This window comes from Lactobacillus sp. W8172 (assembly GCF_016102055.1).
GTDB lineage: Bacteria > Bacillota > Bacilli > Lactobacillales > Lactobacillaceae > Lactobacillus > Lactobacillus apis_A.
In genome coordinates, this window is record NZ_JACFPG010000001.1 from 224,804 (window position 1) to 242,418 (window position 17,615).

Genomic DNA, 17,615 nt, shown 5'->3' on the forward strand with positions numbered 1-17,615 from the left:
TAACTAAAGTGGCTTTTTTGAACTTTTAATCAGTGTATTATATTTATATAGGGTGGTGAGTCTTGGGTAGCAAGAAATAAAAAATGATTTCAACGATAGCCGAATAAACAATTGCTAAATATGACAATACCGGCCGTATTAGCAGCTTAATTCATGAAATTATTAAAGTATTTTTAAAATAAATGAAGATGTGGATCCATATTCCACTTTCTGCTATCTATTTTTATAATATGAGTAACAAAGAAAAGAAGTACTATAAATTAGCGATAATTGCTATATTTCTTGGAATATTGGTGTTTGCAATAGGGGAATTAATATGACGCTAAGTGATGCGCAGATACGTGCGAACAAAAAGTGGAATGATAAAAACAAAGATAAAATGAACTACTTTCGAAGAAAATCTGACTCTAAAAACTTCATTTTGAAGTATGCTAATGAAGAAGATCTAGACAAGACACTAGAATATATTAAGCAACGAAGAAATGAATTAAAAAGTTGAAGTCATTTAGCATAATAGACTGGCACGAGCAATGGTTAAAACACTCTTAGACTAATAGTTTAAGGGTGTGTTTTAGTAACTAACAAATAAATATTGTTTCTTGCCTTTTAACCTTTATGCTATGTTTTTACCGAGCAAACAAAAAAAGACTGTAACATCAACTGTTACAGTCTTTTTAAATAAATACAAGGAGAGTACAGGATTTGAACCTGCGCGCCAAGGAAAACTTGGTTCGCCGGATTTCGAGTCCGGTGCATTACCACTCTGCCAACTCTCCATAACGAATATCATTATACCTTATTTAAATGTTTTTTCAACTTACTATTTTGAATACTAGCCAATACCAAAAGTACATTTGCTTAGCATTTTACTAGTATAAGGTACGAATTTTGCTTCACCCTTGCTCAATTATCAGTGTATAATAAGAACGTATGTTTGTTACGGAGGTGGACAAAGTGAAAAAAAGACACGATCAAAAAGAATTTGATCAAGTTTTAGACGATTTTTTTAGAACATATCAAGACCGTGGAATGAAAAAATGGCAAGGCTTTATGCTAAGCGACTATACATCAACCGTTAGTAAGATTGATAAAAAACGCGCTCAAGTTTATGAAAAAAAGCAACCAATGTCCCAGGAGGCAATTAGTGAGTTGCTTCTTAGTGCATACGCTAATCATCATCCCGTATCAGTTCAACTTAAAGTCATCGATAGTGAAGATGATTTTTTGCCGAATCTAGTTGGTTTAGTTCAAGGCTATCAAGCAGATCATATTGTCATTTCAGATACATGGGTCGAATTAGAAAATATAAATCACGTTGAGCTATGCTAGTACTTTTATAAGCTCAAGGTGTGACAAACGTGGTGGTACAGGTAAGATATGCTCTTATTCTTTTAAATCCCCAAGTGTTTTAAGATATGTTTTGATTTTTCCTTCGATAAAGGAAATGCTATCATCAATTTCTTTTTCTTGCTTATGCAAATTGTCTAGCTGATTAAAAAGTAAAACAAGCCGGTCAGGAATAGTTTGATCACCTTCATAGCGCAGTTTTGCATATTTTTGCATCTCTTTAATACTCATATCTGTCTTTTTTAAGCGCGAAATAAACTTAATCCAAGCCACATCTTTTTCATAATAACAGCGACGATTATTTTCATCCCGACTTGGAAAAAGTAGTTCTTGTTTTTCATAATAGCGTAGCGTATCAATTGAAAAGCCACTAAGTTCAGAAAACTGACCAATTGAATATTTCATCTTATTTCCTCCAGCAATAACTCTATTTCAGTATAGTACTTTATCATATTTTAGCATGACAAAATATTTTTAAAATAGCAGTTGACATGGACTACACTCCAGCAATTATTCTATTAACTATTAAAAATAAGTTTGTAAAACGAAAAGGGGAAAGCTATGGAAAATAATGAACGCTATAAAAAGGGCTTAGAAAATTTGGAAAAAGTTGACGGTGAAGGCGGTAAGTCAGTTATTAATTCATTAGCTGGTTTATCTGAAGATGTGGGTCGTTACATCATTGAATTTGCCTTTGGCGATGTATATGATCGTGGTGTCTTAGATCTTAAGCAAAGAGAAATGATTACAATCACATCTTTGCTTTCACAAGGCGATACTGAACCTCAACTAAATGTTCATATTAATGGTGCCTTGAATGTAGGTCTAACACCAGAAGAAGTAATTGAGACTTTTATTCAAACTATTCCTTATGTAGGATTTCCAAAAGTATTGAATGCGATTAATGTTGCTAAAGAAGTATTCAAAAATCGTGGAATTGATTTTACAAAATCAAGTAAAGATTAATAAGTAAAGTCATAAATAAAACTAGTTGCTATAGATGGCAACTAGTTTTTTAGTTCAATGCTTTTAGTGTCTAACTTAAATTGGACCTTATTAAATGATGAATGTAAATTTGCTTCGATTTGTTTTAAATTAATGTTTATAACTAAGGAGGCGTAAGGTGGACGATTCATTAACTAAGCGAGCTGCAGTAGTTGATACTCTTCCAACAGTTTTTGGTTACTTAGGAATTGCGACTGCTTTCGGAGTGATTGCTCGTGCCTCGGGATTTTCGATCATTACAGTAATTTTAATGTCAGTTATAATCTATGCCGGTTCAGCACAATTTACCACTGTTAGTATGCTAGTAGCAGGTAGTCCCATTGCTTCAATCGTTTTTGCTACCTTTATGGTTAATTCAAGAATGATTTTAATGAGTACAACCGTTGTACCATATTTTAAGAAAGATAGCTTGAGCAAGGGGATGCTAATTGGCACACTTTTAACTGATGAAAGCTTTGCTCTAGCAATGAATAAACTTAATTATACTAACGGAAAAATGAATTTTAGCTGGTTCAATACCGAAAATATTATTTCTTATTCAACTTGGGTAATTGCCACAATGATTGGTGCCTTGCTAGGTAATTTCATCGAGGATCCAAAGAAATTAGGGCTTGATTTTGCAAATGTAGCGATGTTTATCGGCTTGTTATATTTACAGGTAAACAGTGATAAGGCTTTAAACAAGGCATTACAAGTAATAGTGGTTTTATTGACATTGGTATTAACTTACATTTCAACCATAATTTTGCCAGCTAGTCTAGTTATTATTGCTGTAACACTTATTGGATGTACATTGGGGATGGTAATAAAACATGTCTTCTTCTAATTATCTATTTTTAACTATTGTCGGCTGTGGAATAGCGACGTGGTTATCACGTGTACTTCCATTTATTTTATTAAAAAAATTCACTTTGCCTAAAACAGTGGTTGAATTTTTATCCTTTGTACCAATTGTTATAATGTCTACAATGTGGTTTAGCAATTTAGTCACTGCTCAACCGGGGCAGTTGCCAAAAATTAACATGGAATACCTAATTGCTTCAGTACCAACATTGGTATCAGCGGTTATTAGTAAATCACCTTTAGTAATCGTTATTGTAGGAATAGCTTCTTTAGCTTTGCTGCGATTGTTTTAATAAAATAGCTAGGCTAAAAGTTTTCCGCCTTTCAAACTTTGTATTAAAAAAATTGTGAGTTATACTAATAAAAGTTGCCAATTTATACTGATAAAGTAAATTGGTCATTAAAATGAATCAAATAAAAATTTGGTTGGAGTCTAAGATTTTCAAGAATTGTCCTCAGGTCTGGGTTGCCTGAGCAATTTTGAAAGTCTTTTTGTTCATTTCAGAGAGTGGAATTAATAATGCAGATTATGGGAATTTTATGTTTAATTTTGCTATTTGCCTTAATTGGCGGACAGATTGCTAATCGCTGCAGTTTACCAGCTGTAATCGGAGAATTGCTAGCCGGAATTGTTATTGGCCCAGCTATGCTTAACTGGGTACAGCCTAGTGGTTTAATTAAAAGTTTTTCCGACATTGGAGTTGTCTTGCTAATGTTTTTAGCTGGACTTGAAAGTGATCTAGCGATTTTGAAAAAATTATGGAAACCTAGCTTCCTTGTGGCCACTTTTGGAATGATCGTGCCAATTGTAATTGCTTATTTAACGGGGATTGCTTTTAAATTCTCGCAAACAGAAAGTCTCTTTTTAGGTATTACGTTTGCCGCCACTTCAGTTTCAATTTCTGTCGCTGTTTTGCAAGAAATGAAAAAGTTAGAAACTAAAGAGGGGATGACGATTCTTGGAGCTGCTGTGGTTGACGATTTGCTGTCAGTTATTCTCTTAAGTGTTGTAAGTAGCGTTACGGGAACCCACACGGACTCCGCGAACGCGAATCTTGGCCTGGGACTGACTTTACTATTACAGCTAGTTTATTTAGTCGTATTACTAGTTGCAAGTATTTGGTTATTTCCACGCATACTTAAACTGAGTGAACGCTTTTTACTACCAGCGGCTAAACAACTTGTTACGATAATTATTGTTTTACTGGCAGCGTTTGGAGCAGAAAAAGTGGGCCTGAGTAATGTCATTGGCGCTTTCTTTGTAGGATTAGCTTTCAGTAGATTACCTGATAAACAAAAACTGCAAAAAAGTTTTACGGATATCGGTTATAGTTTATTTATTCCTATCTTTTTTACCAGCATCGGTTTAGAAATGTCAATCACTGGAATTTTTAAGGATGGTTTATTATTTATCGCCCTATTTGTAGGCAGTGTTATCTCTAAATTAGTGGGTGCAAGTGTAGGAGCTAAAATGGCTGGTTTTTCTAGTAGTAGTGCTTACCAAGTTGGAACAGGGATGATTTCGCGTGGGGAAATGGCACTGGTTGTAGCACAAATTGGCTTATCCAATCATTTGCTCGCTCCTGCTGCTTATTCAACTGTAGTTGGAGTAATAGTTTTAACCACACTAATCGCTCCAATAATGCTAAAAGGGGCGCTAATGAAAAAGAGATAAGGAAAAGCTGACAACAAGGGCTATTAATTGATTTGTATGATAAAAATGCTATGATAGAAAACGTGTTTTTGCACAAATTAAGAAAAATGGTGGGATAGTGGATAATGAATTTTCAACCAAATACCGACATCTTTAAGCCTAAATGGTATTTAGAGCAAATGAGAGGATGGAGCTTTAAGACTTATATGCTTCTGATGCTAGGAATTGGAGTTATTATCGGAACAACAATTTCTACGCCGGTTAATCCAATTAGTTTAATTACGATGGTTGCTGCAATAATGGGTTTTACTTGTACGCTCGCAATTACTAATGCCAAACCGATTAATGGAGTTTTAGGTTTACTTTCTTCAATCATCTATATAATCGTATCGATTTACGCACAAAATTATGCAAATGTTGTCTTGCAAGCGTCCTATATCTTCTTACTCGACTTACCGGTATTGTTGCTACCGGCATGGTCTAAAAACGCCGAAAAGCACATTAAGGGGCTTAAATTTAAACAATGGTGTTTTACCGTGATCTTCTTTTTATTTGTAACAGCTATGCTTTATCTGATGGACACAAGAATATTTATTAGTCCTCGTCCGTGGATTGATGCAATTGCTGGTGCAATTGGGATTACTGGCTCTGTGTTATGTACTTTTAGATTTCGCGAGCAATATTATTTCTGGACGATTCAAGGGGTTATGTCAATTATTTTGTGGGGTGTAACTGCATTTCAAGGAGACGCAAATTTAACGCTATTTTTTACATACATCCTATACTTGATTAATGACGTTCTTGCATTTACTGACAAGCATACGCATTGGTTCCATTAATTTTGATATAACTAAAAAACAAGGTTCAATCATTTGAAACCTTGTTTTTTATTTTGCTAAATGTGCTTTAACTATTTTAATTAAGATCTTAGTTGCGCCTTTTCCTGCTTTATCATCGTAATATGACTGATAGCGCTCGTCTGTCTCATAGCCGTTAACAATACCCAAATGTATTTCTGGAGTATAATTTGGCATAATTATTTTAAGCCATTTTTGGTGGTTTTGGAAAATCGTATCGCTTAGTTCAGTTTCCTTACTAGGATCTTTTACTACTTGTTGCAGTTCCCGGACTAAGTCAGCTTCAGTTGCTTTCATTTGGTTAAATTTCTCTTCGGAAAAATTGTCAGCTTTACTATTCATTATCTTCTCCTTTTCCTTATTGATTTTATTTAACCACTATAGCAAATTAAATTACAGTATTTTTGCATGAAATGATTAGTGAAAAGGATTATTTAAAAATATAAGAATAAAATTGGTAGAGCTGTAAGCAAAGACTAGCCTTAAATGCGTAAAGCGCGCTATAATGGAGTTGGAGATGAAGTAATGATTACATTTATTTGGGCTGAAGATGAACAACACAAAATTGGTCTAGATGGACATTTACCGTGGTATATTCCTGAAGATCTGAAGCACTTTAAAACCTTAACGATTAACCATCCGATTATAATGGGACGAAAGACTTTTAATAGTTTGCCACGTATTTTGCCTCAAAGACGGCATATTGTACTATCACAAAATCAAGTTTTTAAAGAAGAGTATGAACATAATCCGCAAGTGGTAGTTGTTTCATCAGTTAACAGCTTAAATAAGTGGATTAATGCGCATCAAACAGAGCAACTGTATGTAATTGGTGGAGTTTCAGTCTTTGAAGCTTTAAAAGACCGCGTAGATTGTCTTGAAAAAACTGCAATTGCTGCAATTTTTCCTGCCGATACTGTAATGCCAGATCTTAATTATGATGATTTTAAATTAAGTAAAAAAGTGCATCATCAAGCTAATAACAAATGTCAATATTCATATGATTTTTTAACTTATCTAAGGAAGAAGGATTAGAATGAAGAAGATGATTATCGCTGCTATTATTCTGCTAATTTGTGTGTTGGTTTTGATTAGTAGCATTATACAAGCAGAGAGTATTAACCATAACTTTTGGTGGCAAGCTATTGGTATGGCTATTGTTACCTTTTTTGTAGGAAGAGTTAATGTCGACTTATTCCATAATTTAAAAATCGACCATCTTAAGTAATTTTTAAAATTTGTAGTTGACAGAACAAAAACTAGATGCTAAATTAATAAACAATTAAATAATTAATACATCTTGAAAAGCAGAGTAACTATTATGATTACTGATAAAGAGAGCTGGGATTTTGGTGAGACTCAGCCAGTTAGTAGTGGTGAACATGGGCTCGAAATGATGACCGTTAGTGATATTTAGCTACCGGCGGAGTTGCATCCGTTAGCATTGCAAGCTATTGATTGATAGCTAGTGAGAGATTTATTACGTGAGTAATAAATAATTTAAAGGTGGTAACGCGAAGCACTCGTCCTTATAGATAGGACGGGTGCTTTTTTAGTTTATTTTGGAGGTTTTTTAATGTCGAAGAAGAGAAATAGAAATATTATCATTGGGGTAATAGTCGCAATTATCGTTGTCGCGATAGGTTGGTTTAGCTTTGGTCCTAAACCAAATAATCAAAAGAGTAGTAACCATGTTGTAACGGTCGGAATTGTCAGTGAAACAAAACCCAAACAGGATATTTGGAAGCACGTTGCAGCTACAGCAAAAAAGAAATACGGCGTAACTGTTAAAATTAAGAATTTTACTGATTATACTCAACCTAATAAGGCTGTCAAAAACGGTGATATTGATTTGAACGCTTTCCAACACTATGCATTTTTAGATGCTTGGAACAAGTCAAACCATGGTGGTGTTGTAGCAATTGGTCGAACAGAAATTAATCCAATTAGATTATATTCTAAGAAGTACCATAAACTTAGTGAACTGCCAGAGGGTGCAACAATTGCGGTTCCAAATGATGCAAGTAACGAATCACGTGCACTTTTCGTTTTAAAGAATGCTGGTTTGATTACTTTACCTAAAGACAAGAAACTACCAACAGTGGCTGATATCGTTAAGAACCCAAAGAAACTTAAGGTTAAAGAAGTAGCAGCAGACCAATGTGGTCGTGTAATTGATTCAGTTGACGCAGCGGTCGTTAACAATGACTTCGCTCGTCCTGCAGGCTTAGGTAAGAAACAAACAATTTTCGTTGAGCCGATTAATAAAGACTCATTAAAATGGGTTAACATCATTTGTGCTCGTAAAGGTGAAGAAAAGAAGAAGGACTACTTAGCAGTTGTTAAGGCTTACCAAACCGAAGAAACAAAGCGTTTGGATAAGAAATATTACGGTGACATGCAAAAAACTGCTTGGGATATCAAGTTTTAGTCATCTTTAACGAATGGAGAAGATTTGTATGGGTATTATTGAATTACAGCATGTTAATGTGGATTTTCCTAATAAGAAAAGAGAGGTTGTGCGCGCTGTTCATGATGTCAATTTGACAATAGAAAAAGGCGATATATACGGAGTTGTTGGCTTCTCTGGTGCTGGTAAATCGACATTGGTTAGAACAATTAATCTGTTACAAAAACCAAGTGGCGGTAATATCAAAGTCAATGGCACTGATTTTATTAAAGATGGTAAGCAAGTTATTTCTAATAAGGACTTGCAATTAGCTCGAAGAAAAATTGGAATGATTTTTCAAAATTTTAACCTTTTAAATGAAATTACTGTTGTTGAAAATGTCGCTTTTGCCTTGAAGCATTCTGGTTTAAAAGACAATGAGGTTGAAGAAAAATCATTGAAATTGCTGGAATTGGTTGACTTAAAAGAAAAAGCTGAATTCTATCCAGCTCAACTTTCTGGTGGTCAACAACAGCGTGTGGCAATTGCTCGCGCATTAGCCAATGAACCAGATATTCTGATTTCTGATGAGGCAACGAGTGCACTTGATCCACAAAATACCCAACAAATTTTGGATTTACTAAAGAAATTAAAAGATGAACTTAATTTAACAATTGTTTTAATCACTCATGAAATGAGTGCTGTCAAGAAAATATGTGACAAAGTTGCGGTAATGCAACAAGGCAAAATTGTTGAAAAAGGTAACCTAAGAGACGTAATTCTTCATCCGAAAAACGCTCTAACCAAGAGTTTTGTTGGTGGATCACTGGAAGTAATTAATACTCTTAAATCACTCAATTTAAGTAATTTAAATGATGAAGAGGCAATTTACCAACTTATTTATAGTGTCGCCAATGTTACCAAAACTATTATCATTGATCTTTACCGAGAAATTGACGTTGAAGCAAGTATGCTTTATGGTAACGTCGAATTGTTAGACGATGAGCCAATTGGAACATTGCTGGTCTTAGTTAAAGGAGACAGTGAGAAGCAGCAACAAACTGTTCAATTTTTAGAGAAAGAACAGGTTGCAGTTACGCGGTTAAATGAGAAAGGTGACTTATATGAGTAGTTGGTTTAATAAAGTTTTTCCAAATGTAATTAATTTAGGTTGGACTGGAGATACTGGCTGGGCATCCAGCATATATCAAACTTTGTTCATGACGTTTTGGTCAGCAATTTTTGGGGGGATTCTAGGTATTGTCTTTGGGGTAGTCCTAGTTTTGACTAAAGAAAATGGTGTTAAGCCCAATAAATTTTGGTTCAATCTTTGTGATAAAATTGTTTCCATCTTTCGTGCAATCCCGTTTATTATCTTGCTAGCTTTTATTGCTCCAGTGACCCAAATAATTGCTGGAACCCAAATCGGAATGAATGCTGCACTTGTGCCATTATCTTTAGGAGTTTTTCCTTTTTATGCCAGACAGGTTCAAGTTGCTCTAGAAAGTGTAGATCAGGGTAAGATTGAAGCTGCACAAAGTTTAGGTGCAACAACTTGGGATATTATTTTCAATGTTTATCTGAACGAAGCGCGCTCTGAGTTAGCCAGAGTTTCAACTGTAACTATAATTAGTTTAATTGGGCTAACGGCAATGGCAGGTGCAATCGGTTCAGGTGGACTAGGAAACACAGCTATTTCTTACGGTTATCAGAGGTTTAATAATGATGTTACATTCGTTGCCACTTTGCTAGTTGTAATCTTGATTTTTATTGTTCAAATTATTGGTGATTTCTTAGCTAAACATTTAAACCACCAAAATAGATAAACTAACTATAAATAAAAATAAACAGCAAAAAAACAACAGGCAATTTTGCCTGTTGTTTTTTATTTAAGAAATAAGTAATTATTTTACAGCATCCTTTAAAGCTTTACCTGGCTTGAATGCAGGAACTTTAGTAGCAGGAATAGTCAAAGTCTTACCAGTTTGTGGGTTACGACCTTTTCTTTCGGCACGATCACGAACTTCAAATGAACCAAAGCCGATGATTTGAACTTTTTCACCTTTAGCTAGGTTATCCTTGATTGATTCGATTAAAGAATCGATCACTTTTTCTGCGTCTTTTTGCTTAAGACCAGTTTTTGCTGAAACTTCTTTAGTAAGTTCAGATTTGTTGATTGAAGCCATATTTTCTTCTCTTTTCTATAAATTTTTTAAACAATTCGACAATTTTGAAAAAAATCATACATAAATGACGAAATGCTTTGTGTCGCTTGATATTTCGCAACTTTTTATATTTTAGCACAGTTCCTGTGTCCTTCAATAGAAAAACGCAAATATTGTCGTTAGTTTATTTGTTTAAGAACACGATTAGTCATTTGTTGGTAGTTTAAATACAGTGCTTTGAATCTTGAGTGTTTTTCCTTTTGCCATGGTTTGGGTTTGCCGCAAAAATGTAAAATACTGGTGTTTTCCATTACCCATTCGGTGTTGTATTCGCCTGTACTTCGAGTGAGATACACAGAATAGGCTCTTGCATCATAGTTCCAGCGGGTTTCAGGTATCTTCAAAATGTCCTCACCATAAAGGTAGTTTAGAATATCTTGATCAGGCAAGATTAAGGAATCATGATGCTCTTCGATTGCCTTTGTAATATCTTCAATGTTTACCTTTTGTCGCATCTGATCCAAATCCATTAGCATGATGCCGGAATTAAAATAGCCAGTTGTTGTCCCAAGTCGGATATTATTAATCGAGCTCATAATATCTGTTAGACCTTCATGGACAGAAGCAGCGAACATTTTATTTTGAAGATCTAGATCCCATAGAGGCTTAATTGAGTTGATAACCAAGATGTCAGGATCTAGATAAATAACCCGGTGTAGATTATCTGGTAAAACTTGTCCCGAAAGAAGACGGAAATACATTTCTTTAGGATAATCATGTAAGTTAAGTAATGAATCCGGGAAAATAATATTTTGGTTCATTGCTACAGTTTCGAGCTTAACATTAATTTGTTCACAAAATTTTTCAAGTCCAGCTAGGGCAGAGTCATCGATGTTATCGTGAATCAGCCAAACGCGGAAATCTTGGTCTAAATTGTTAAGTCTGACGGAATACATCATTACCTCAAGGGGCTTAAGATAGTTTTGGTCAATTGTGACCAAAATTTCAATTGGACTGGATTTTCGCTGTTTCATATAAAATCTTCCTTAATAAAAATTGTAAATGAAGTTACCTTCCTAGTATAAAGCAAAATAATAAGAGATACATTCATAGTATAAAAATTTTAATTATTCTAAATACAAGAATTAATTCAATTAATGTAGTAAAATTATTTCTAATAAGATTATTTTATCAATGAGGTGTAATATGAACAAAAAAACGCTATTTAGTTTAGTTGGTGCAGCTTCAATTGCTGTTAGTTTAAGTGCAACTGCTCCAGTTTTGGCAGCAGAAACTACTAATCCAAACCCAACATCAACTACCACAAATACTCCTTCAACAGGTCAAACTGGAACAACTGATACAACTAAACCTACGGACAATGCTGGTACATCAAAGGAACCAACACCCTCTAAGCCTATTAATACTGCCGATTTAAATAAGGCTATGAGTCTTAATGCTAAGTATGCTAAGTTGACAAGAAATTCTTATGTATATGATGCTAAAGGCAAGCGTGTTAAGAATGCCAAGTTAAAGAAGGGCACTATAATTTTTGTATCTGGGTTGACAACTCCAGACGGACAGGTTTTGATTGGCTATAATAACAAAAAGGGTAGGTACATTAAGGTTAATAATGTGGTACTCTTTAAGGCGGTTCAATATAAAGTAAAAAAGAACGCATATGTATATAACAGTAAAGGTAAACGCAATACTCGTGTTTACGTGCCAAAGGGGAAAACAATAACTGTCTTTAAGACTAAGAAAATTAACGATATTAAATACGTTGCTTTTTCTAATTCACAGTACATTAAATGGTCAGTTTTAGACCATAAGAGCGGCAAAGTTATTTCAGGATAATCTTTCTTTTTAAAAGGGTACCTTACTAATTAGGCACCCTTTTTGATTCACACTAACATAGATATATACCTTCATCCAAAAGGATACTGCTAAAAAAGACCAAAATTTTGTTTACAAAATAACGGCAATACTATATATTTAATAAAGTCTTTTTTACTATAAATTTTATTTATAGGAATAATAAAAGTGGGAGAAGAAAAATGAATAATAGTTTGTCTATGCAGTTAATAGGTGAATTTCTAGGAACGGCAATGCTCGTTTTGCTTGGTGACGGTGTTTGTGCGGGAACTAATTTAAATAAGTCGAAATCAAAAGGAGCAGGTTGGATTGTCATTGCTTTTGGCTGGGGTTTTGCCGCCGCATTCAGCGTTTATTGTGCTCGCTGGTTATGTCTAGGACACTATAATCCTGCAGTTACCTTTTCGATGGCAATTGCTCATAAATTGCCATGGTCGTCAGTTTTACCTTATTTCTTAGTGCAAGTACTAGGTGCTTTTGTTGGTGCTGTTTTAGTATGGTTAACATATTACCCACATTGGAAAGAAACAGATGATCAAGGAGCAATTTTAGGTTCTTTTGCTACTGATCCAGCAATTCGTAGTTATGTTTGGAACTTTTTCACCGAAACGATCGCAACTTTCATTTTAGTATATGGACTGCTTGCATTAACTAATGGAGATTTGGCTGACGGGTTAAATCCTTTACTTGCTGGCTTCCTAATTGCATCAGTTTGCTTATCACTTGGAGGACCTACAGGAGTTGCATTAAACCCGGCACGTGATTTTGGTCCTAGATTGGCTCATCAACTATTGCCAATTGCTAACAAGGGTAAATCAGACTGGGCCTACAGTTGGATTCCAATCGTAGCACCATTAGTTGGTGGGGCACTTGCTGCTTCATTATTTAATGTGCTAGCTTAATAATCAAAAAAGCTCATGACTTAACTAGTCATGAGCTTTTTTATTTACTCTTAAAAAAACTAAGATTCGAAATGACGAAGGATATCAATTCCTTTTTTTTGATATTTATTTGGTACGAAACTTTTGCGCATTGCAATTTGCATGTAGGCATATAATTTTTGACCTGACTTAAGTCTGATAACATGCACTCCATTTTGTTCCTTAAGTCTACTTTCCATCACAAGTGCAATACCAACGTTTCTTTTAACTAAGTCTATCACCGTTTGCATTGTTTGTGCAGTGTATATGACATTAGGAATAAAATTACCTAATTTACCGACTTCTTCAAGACACTCTCTAGTTAAGAAACCACGACTACGTGCAACAAATTTTCTATTTTTAAGATTAGCCGCACTAATTTGATGAACATCTTTCCACTGATCTGTTTCACTAGTAATAAGTACTAATTCAGTTTTGTTTAGGTTATGAACAAAATACTCAGGATCGTTAATTGGAACCATCCAAGAATAAATAGCAACATCAACATTTCCATTTTTTAATTCAGCGAACGCGTTTGAGGAACGTTCAATATTTGTATCAATTAAATCAGTTAGGCCTGCCTGATAAAACTTCAGGATAATGTCAGCAATGTAAGAATTACCTGCTTCACCGGAAAAGGCAAGACGAAGTTTTTTGTCACTGGCGTGTCTAACATCATAATTGATATCAGACATGTCCTGCAATAATATTTGAGCTTTTTCATAAAGCATCTCACCCGCAGCCGTTAGTATAATTTTGCTCTTTCGGTTTTTCTGTAAAATTAGCGGATCATCAAATTTTTCAGATAGACGTTTGATTGCCATTGAGATAGTTGGTTGGGTTACATCAAAGAGAGCAGCGGTTGCTGTGTAATTACCCGTCTCTACTAGTTTACAAAAGTATAGAAGATCTTTTTCGTTCATATTATATCTCCTAGTTATAATCAATAACTTTTATAATTCTCTATCTTTTCTGATTATATTAAACTCAAGTTAAACTTGCAAATATTCCTTACCAGACGCTTTATTTGACCATTTTCGTCTTTAGCTTTTGCTTGTCACAATTTTAGGCCTAGTATAAGATTAACGTTAAGAAATGGTAAAGGGAGGCAAAATTATGACCTGGGCAGCAATATCAACCTGGAGAATGTCATTTGATGGCTTAAGTGAAGCTAGTGTACTTTTAGATAAAGGAATTAATGCTGGTGATGCAGTTGAAAAATTAATTAATGTTGTAGAAAACAATGAACACTACAAATCTGTTGGTTTTGGCGGTTTGCCGAATGAAGAGGGCATAGTGCAAATGGATGCTGGCTTTATGGATGGCGATACATTTGCGCAAGGATCAGTTGCTTCAATAGAAAATGTTAAAAATGCCATTTCAGTGGCGCGGAAATTAAGTGAAAATAAAACTAATAGTTTCTTAGTTGGTGATGGCGCAACGAAGTTTGCTGCCAAAAATGGTTTTGAAATGACTAATATGCTAACAGAAAAAGCCAAAAAAGAATGGCAAGGGCGGCTAAGTGCTAATCATCAGGAGCAACTCCGTGCCTACGATGGCCACGATACAGTTGGTGCGGTAACGCTTGATCAGCAAGGCTCGATGGCAGCCGCAACATCTACATCTGGTTTATTTATGAAAAAAGATGGGCGTATTGGAGACTCACCTTTATCTGGATCAGGTTTTTATGCTGATAGCCAAGTTGGTGCTGCTGCAGCAACTGGACTAGGTGAGGATATTATGAAGGGATGCTTGTCCTACGAGATTGTTCGTAAAATGGCCGAGGGACAGTCACCTCAAGATGCATGCGATCAGGCACTGTTTTCTTTTGCTAAAACTTTAACGGATCGTTATGGAAGTTGTGATGCCATTTCGCTGATTGCCTTAAACTCTAAAGGAGAATGGGGAGTTGCAACAAATGTTGAGTTTGCTTTTTGTGTTTCTGATAATGAGCATGAGGCAAAAATCATGATTGCTCAACAGGCGGCAAAAGATAGGACTAAAATTTTCCCAATGACGGAAAAATGGTTGGCAGATTACCAAAAAAGAACAGAGTCAACAATTGATTAAGCTATAAGGAAAAAGATAGAGAATGTTAAAAGAAGCTTGCGTTGAAAATTTTACTAATGTACCTAAAGTGATTGCTGAAGGAGCCAACCGAATTGAACTTAATAATGATTTGGCTGCTGGTGGTACGACACCTTCATTTGGAGTAACTAAAAAAGTCGTGGAATATGCGCATAACTTGGATGTCCCAGTGGTGGTAATGATTAGACCTAGAGCAGGTAATTTCGTTTATACAAAAGATGAAATAGCCATTATGCTTTCGGATATTGAAATGGCTTCACTGGCAGGAGCAGACAGTGTTACTTTTGGGTGTATTGATATGAATGGTGATTTGGATCAAGAAAATATGAGTAAATTGATTCAACTAGCTCATGTCCTTGATTTGGAAGTTGTTATGCACATGGCTTTTGACGAGATAGCTGAGAATCAGCAACAAAATGCTATTGATTGGTTAAGTTCTAAAAAAGTTAAACGCATTTTGACGCACGGGGGCAGTTTAGAGCAAACTATTTCCGATAATTATCCTCACTTAAAAGAAATTATTAATTGGGCTAAAAATAAAATTGAAATTCTTCCTGGTGGTGGAATAACTGCTCAAAACATAGCTAAAGTAGCTAGAGAGCTCGATGTTAATCAAATGCACGGGACGAAAATCGTGAGCTAACGCAAAAAAATTATTGACAAAAAATAAGACAATAATTAAAATACAATTAATATAAAAAGCAATGAAAAGAAGAGTAAGATTATTTAAAGCGTATTAGAGAGTTCTGTTTGCTGAAAATGAACCGTGAGAGTAGTCTGAAAGTAACTTTGAGCTATATGGTGAATTTTTAGTAGCTAATATTGGTGACACCCATTATCGTGTTAGCGTATCGCAGTTATGCCGTACGTGAAGTGACCTAACGACATTTTGTTCGTTGGTAAAATAGGTGGTACCGTGCTAAAGCACCCTTGATGAAAATCAGGGTGCTTTTTTTATTGGTTTTCAAAAAGTTCAAAGTTAAAGTACATGCTAGAAAGTGAGAGAAATGAAAAGTATTTTTTAAAATGAGCATCAATTGGAAACACACAGAAATATGAAAAGGTAGGAGAGTAAAATGGAAGAATTTAAAGACGATATTAATAAAAAGCCATTAAGTTGGAAGGAATACTTAGTAGTTGCCTCATTATTGTTTGGTTTGTTTTTTGGAGCTGGAAATTTGATTTTTCCAATCCATTTAGGCCAATTATCTGGAGCAAATTGGGGGATGGCAACTTTTGGCTTTTTAGTGACAGCGGTTTTGTTGCCCTTACTGGCTGTCTTAGCGATTAGTGCTAGTCATGCTAAAGGTGTTTATGATATTGGAAAGCCCTTAGGACCTAAATTTGCATTGATTTTTATGGTTTTAATCCATTTGACGCTAGGACCATTATTTGCAACACCACGTACTGCGAGCATTTCTTTTTCGGTCGGGTTAGCACCAGTGCTGCCACAAAAATATGCGAAAACTAGTTTATTAATTTTTTCGGCTATTTTCTTTATTTTAGCTTTTATCATTGCATATAAGCAATCAACCATTTTAAGCAGTATTGGAAAAGTCTTAAACCCACTGTTTCTGATTTTATTATTCTCGGTATTTTTACTTGCAGCTCATTCGCCAATGGGTGCTGCTAAAAATCAAAGTGCTACGACTGCTTATCAAACAATGCCATTTTTTAACGGCTTCTTGCAAGGATACAACACAATGGATGCTTTAGCTGGTCTTGCTTTCGGTTATACGATTGTGTCTGCCGTTAATCAATTAGGTAAGACATCTGCTAAGAGTAATGCTAAAGTAACCGCGAGAGCGGGTGTGATTGCTACAAGTGCGATCGGGGTTATCTATATTGGCTTAATTTGGTTAGGTGCAACTACATTAAATCACTTTAAAATTGCGCCCGAGGGTGGAACAACGTTTAATCAAATCGTTACTTATTATTTAGGGGATGTTGGCCATGCACTTCTTGCAACCCTAGTTACACTAACATGTTTGACTACTGCTGTTGGTTTAATTGCAGCATTTGCGCAAGACTTTCACCGTAGTTTCAAAAAGATTAGCTATCACGCATGGCTTGCTATCATGACATTTGTTTCCTTTATCACGGCTAACTTTGGCTTAGATACGATTATTGCTTGGTCCACACCAATGTTGATGTTTTTATATCCAATTGCAATGGTTTTAATCATTTTGTCAATTTCAGGTACTCTTTTTGATCATGATCCAGTTGTTTATTATTGGGGAGTTGGGTTAACACTAATTCCAGCTGTTTTTGATATGCTTGCGTCATTTCCTCCAGCAATTAGTCAACAGGGCTGGGCATTAGCACTAAAATCGATTCAATATCGTTTCTTACTATTTTCAGACATTGGTATGGATTGGGTTATTCCAACTGTTCTTGGGCTGGCAATTGGTTTTGCTGTTCACTTTTATCACAAAGCTAAATTGCAAGATGCTTAACCATTCATATAGTTCA

General features: G+C 35.1%; 22 protein-coding genes, 1 tRNA gene and 2 other annotated features. Of the genes, 17 read left to right on the forward strand and 6 right to left on the reverse strand.

Going from position 1 to position 17,615, the window contains the following annotated elements; all coding sequences use genetic code 11:
- Positions 1-316: 316 nt before the first annotated feature.
- A complete protein-coding gene (locus H3R21_RS01035) occupies positions 317-499 on the forward strand; it encodes a hypothetical protein (protein WP_109715546.1) in 183 nt (60 codons plus the stop codon).
- 188 nt (positions 500-687) lie between these two features.
- Here the strand turns inward: H3R21_RS01035 and H3R21_RS01040 are convergent.
- Positions 688-776: transfer RNA gene (locus H3R21_RS01040), tRNA-Ser, on the reverse strand.
- 178 nt (positions 777-954) lie between these two features.
- Between H3R21_RS01040 and H3R21_RS01045 the strand changes: the two genes are divergently transcribed.
- Entirely contained in the window at positions 955-1,329 is a 375-nt protein-coding gene (locus H3R21_RS01045) for a hypothetical protein (RefSeq protein ID WP_109715545.1), read from the forward strand.
- A 54-nt stretch (positions 1,330-1,383) separates the two neighbouring features.
- On the opposite strand, the gene H3R21_RS01050 is transcribed toward H3R21_RS01045, so the two are convergent.
- Positions 1,384-1,752, reverse strand: a complete 369-nt coding sequence (locus H3R21_RS01050; protein ID WP_198182393.1) for a MerR family transcriptional regulator — start codon at positions 1,750-1,752, stop codon at positions 1,384-1,386.
- 156 nt (positions 1,753-1,908) lie between these two features.
- Here H3R21_RS01050 and H3R21_RS01055 point away from each other — a divergent pair, with 156 nt between their 5' ends.
- The 5 genes from H3R21_RS01055 to pnuC all read left to right on the forward strand — a co-directional run bounded on the left by H3R21_RS01055 (position 1,909) and on the right by pnuC (position 5,688).
- Positions 1,909-2,313 carry a carboxymuconolactone decarboxylase family protein gene (locus tag H3R21_RS01055; RefSeq protein ID WP_198182394.1) on the forward strand — a complete coding sequence of 135 codons (405 nt, stop codon included), beginning with the start codon at positions 1,909-1,911 and terminating at the stop codon, positions 2,311-2,313.
- A gap of 157 nt (positions 2,314-2,470) precedes the next feature.
- Entirely contained in the window at positions 2,471-3,178 is a 708-nt protein-coding gene (locus H3R21_RS01060; protein ID WP_198182395.1) for an AzlC family ABC transporter permease, read from the forward strand.
- Positions 3,165-3,488, forward strand: coding sequence for an AzlD domain-containing protein (locus H3R21_RS01065; RefSeq protein ID WP_198182396.1), 324 nt, complete (start codon positions 3,165-3,167; stop codon positions 3,486-3,488). The genes H3R21_RS01060 and H3R21_RS01065 overlap by 14 nt, the downstream gene beginning before the upstream one ends.
- Before the next feature lie 227 nt (positions 3,489-3,715).
- Entirely contained in the window at positions 3,716-4,870 is a 1,155-nt protein-coding gene (locus H3R21_RS01070) for a cation:proton antiporter (protein ID WP_198182398.1), read from the forward strand.
- 104 nt (positions 4,871-4,974) lie between these two features.
- The gene (gene pnuC / locus H3R21_RS01075; RefSeq protein ID WP_198182400.1) at positions 4,975-5,688 is read left to right on the forward strand and encodes a nicotinamide riboside transporter PnuC; all 714 of its coding nucleotides are present in this window, start codon (positions 4,975-4,977) and stop codon (positions 5,686-5,688) included.
- A 48-nt stretch (positions 5,689-5,736) separates the two neighbouring features.
- Here the strand turns inward: pnuC and H3R21_RS01080 are convergent, their stop codons facing one another.
- On the reverse strand, positions 5,737-6,048 hold the full coding sequence (locus H3R21_RS01080) for a TipAS antibiotic-recognition domain-containing protein (protein ID WP_052726776.1): 312 nt from the start codon (positions 6,046-6,048) through the stop codon (positions 5,737-5,739).
- 183 nt (positions 6,049-6,231) lie between these two features.
- On the opposite strand from H3R21_RS01080, the gene H3R21_RS01085 reads away from it, so the two are divergent.
- The 5 genes from H3R21_RS01085 (at position 6,232) to H3R21_RS01105 (ending at position 9,921) form a co-directional block, all read left to right on the forward strand.
- Complete coding sequence (locus H3R21_RS01085; RefSeq protein WP_198182402.1) at positions 6,232-6,741, forward strand: dihydrofolate reductase; 510 nt, start codon at positions 6,232-6,234, stop codon at positions 6,739-6,741.
- 1 nt (position 6,742) lies between these two features.
- Complete coding sequence (locus H3R21_RS01090; RefSeq protein WP_109715538.1) at positions 6,743-6,934, forward strand: hypothetical protein; 192 nt, start codon at positions 6,743-6,745, stop codon at positions 6,932-6,934.
- Positions 6,935-6,997: 63 nt separating this feature from the next.
- Positions 6,998-7,240 (forward strand) — a binding site (T-box leader).
- Between the two features lie 42 nt (positions 7,241-7,282).
- On the forward strand, positions 7,283-8,137 hold the full coding sequence (locus tag H3R21_RS01095) for a MetQ/NlpA family ABC transporter substrate-binding protein (RefSeq protein ID WP_198182404.1): 855 nt from the start codon (positions 7,283-7,285) through the stop codon (positions 8,135-8,137).
- A 28-nt stretch (positions 8,138-8,165) separates the two neighbouring features.
- Entirely contained in the window at positions 8,166-9,227 is a 1,062-nt protein-coding gene (locus H3R21_RS01100) for a methionine ABC transporter ATP-binding protein (protein ID WP_198182406.1), read from the forward strand.
- Positions 9,220-9,921 (forward strand): methionine ABC transporter permease, encoded by a 702-nt coding sequence (locus tag H3R21_RS01105; protein WP_109715535.1) that lies wholly within the window; start codon positions 9,220-9,222, stop codon positions 9,919-9,921. Before H3R21_RS01100 ends, H3R21_RS01105 begins: the two co-directional genes overlap by 8 nt.
- A gap of 78 nt (positions 9,922-9,999) precedes the next feature.
- Here the strand turns inward: H3R21_RS01105 and H3R21_RS01110 are convergent, their stop codons facing one another.
- Positions 10,000-10,281, reverse strand: coding sequence for an HU family DNA-binding protein (locus H3R21_RS01110; protein ID WP_046306988.1), 282 nt, complete (start codon positions 10,279-10,281; stop codon positions 10,000-10,002).
- Positions 10,282-10,439: 158 nt separating this feature from the next.
- Positions 10,440-11,294, reverse strand: coding sequence for a glycosyltransferase family 8 protein (locus tag H3R21_RS01115; protein ID WP_122035277.1), 855 nt, complete (start codon positions 11,292-11,294; stop codon positions 10,440-10,442).
- 172 nt (positions 11,295-11,466) lie between these two features.
- Here H3R21_RS01115 and H3R21_RS01120 point away from each other — a divergent pair, with 172 nt between their 5' ends.
- Together H3R21_RS01120 and H3R21_RS01125 are read left to right on the forward strand one after the other, a co-directional pair.
- The gene (locus tag H3R21_RS01120; RefSeq protein ID WP_198182408.1) at positions 11,467-12,117 is read left to right on the forward strand and encodes an SLAP domain-containing protein; all 651 of its coding nucleotides are present in this window, start codon (positions 11,467-11,469) and stop codon (positions 12,115-12,117) included.
- 200 nt (positions 12,118-12,317) lie between these two features.
- Positions 12,318-13,037: an MIP/aquaporin family protein gene (locus H3R21_RS01125; RefSeq protein WP_198182410.1), complete on the forward strand. Its 720-nt coding sequence runs from the start codon at positions 12,318-12,320 to the stop codon at positions 13,035-13,037.
- Between the two features lie 59 nt (positions 13,038-13,096).
- On the opposite strand, the gene H3R21_RS01130 is transcribed toward H3R21_RS01125, so the two are convergent.
- Entirely contained in the window at positions 13,097-13,978 is an 882-nt protein-coding gene (locus H3R21_RS01130) for a LysR family transcriptional regulator (RefSeq protein ID WP_046306982.1), read from the reverse strand.
- A 193-nt stretch (positions 13,979-14,171) separates the two neighbouring features.
- Here H3R21_RS01130 and H3R21_RS01135 point away from each other — a divergent pair, with 193 nt between their 5' ends.
- The 3 genes from H3R21_RS01135 to brnQ all read left to right on the forward strand — a co-directional run bounded on the left by H3R21_RS01135 (position 14,172) and on the right by brnQ (position 17,599).
- Complete coding sequence (locus H3R21_RS01135; protein WP_198182412.1) at positions 14,172-15,125, forward strand: N(4)-(beta-N-acetylglucosaminyl)-L-asparaginase; 954 nt, start codon at positions 14,172-14,174, stop codon at positions 15,123-15,125.
- A 22-nt stretch (positions 15,126-15,147) separates the two neighbouring features.
- Positions 15,148-15,786 (forward strand): copper homeostasis protein CutC, encoded by a 639-nt coding sequence (locus tag H3R21_RS01140; RefSeq protein ID WP_198182414.1) that lies wholly within the window; start codon positions 15,148-15,150, stop codon positions 15,784-15,786.
- A gap of 52 nt (positions 15,787-15,838) precedes the next feature.
- Positions 15,839-16,078 (forward strand) — a binding site (T-box leader).
- Between the two features lie 141 nt (positions 16,079-16,219).
- Entirely contained in the window at positions 16,220-17,599 is a 1,380-nt protein-coding gene (brnQ, locus tag H3R21_RS01145; protein ID WP_198182416.1) for a branched-chain amino acid transport system II carrier protein, read from the forward strand.
- Positions 17,600-17,615: the final 16 nt, after the last annotated feature.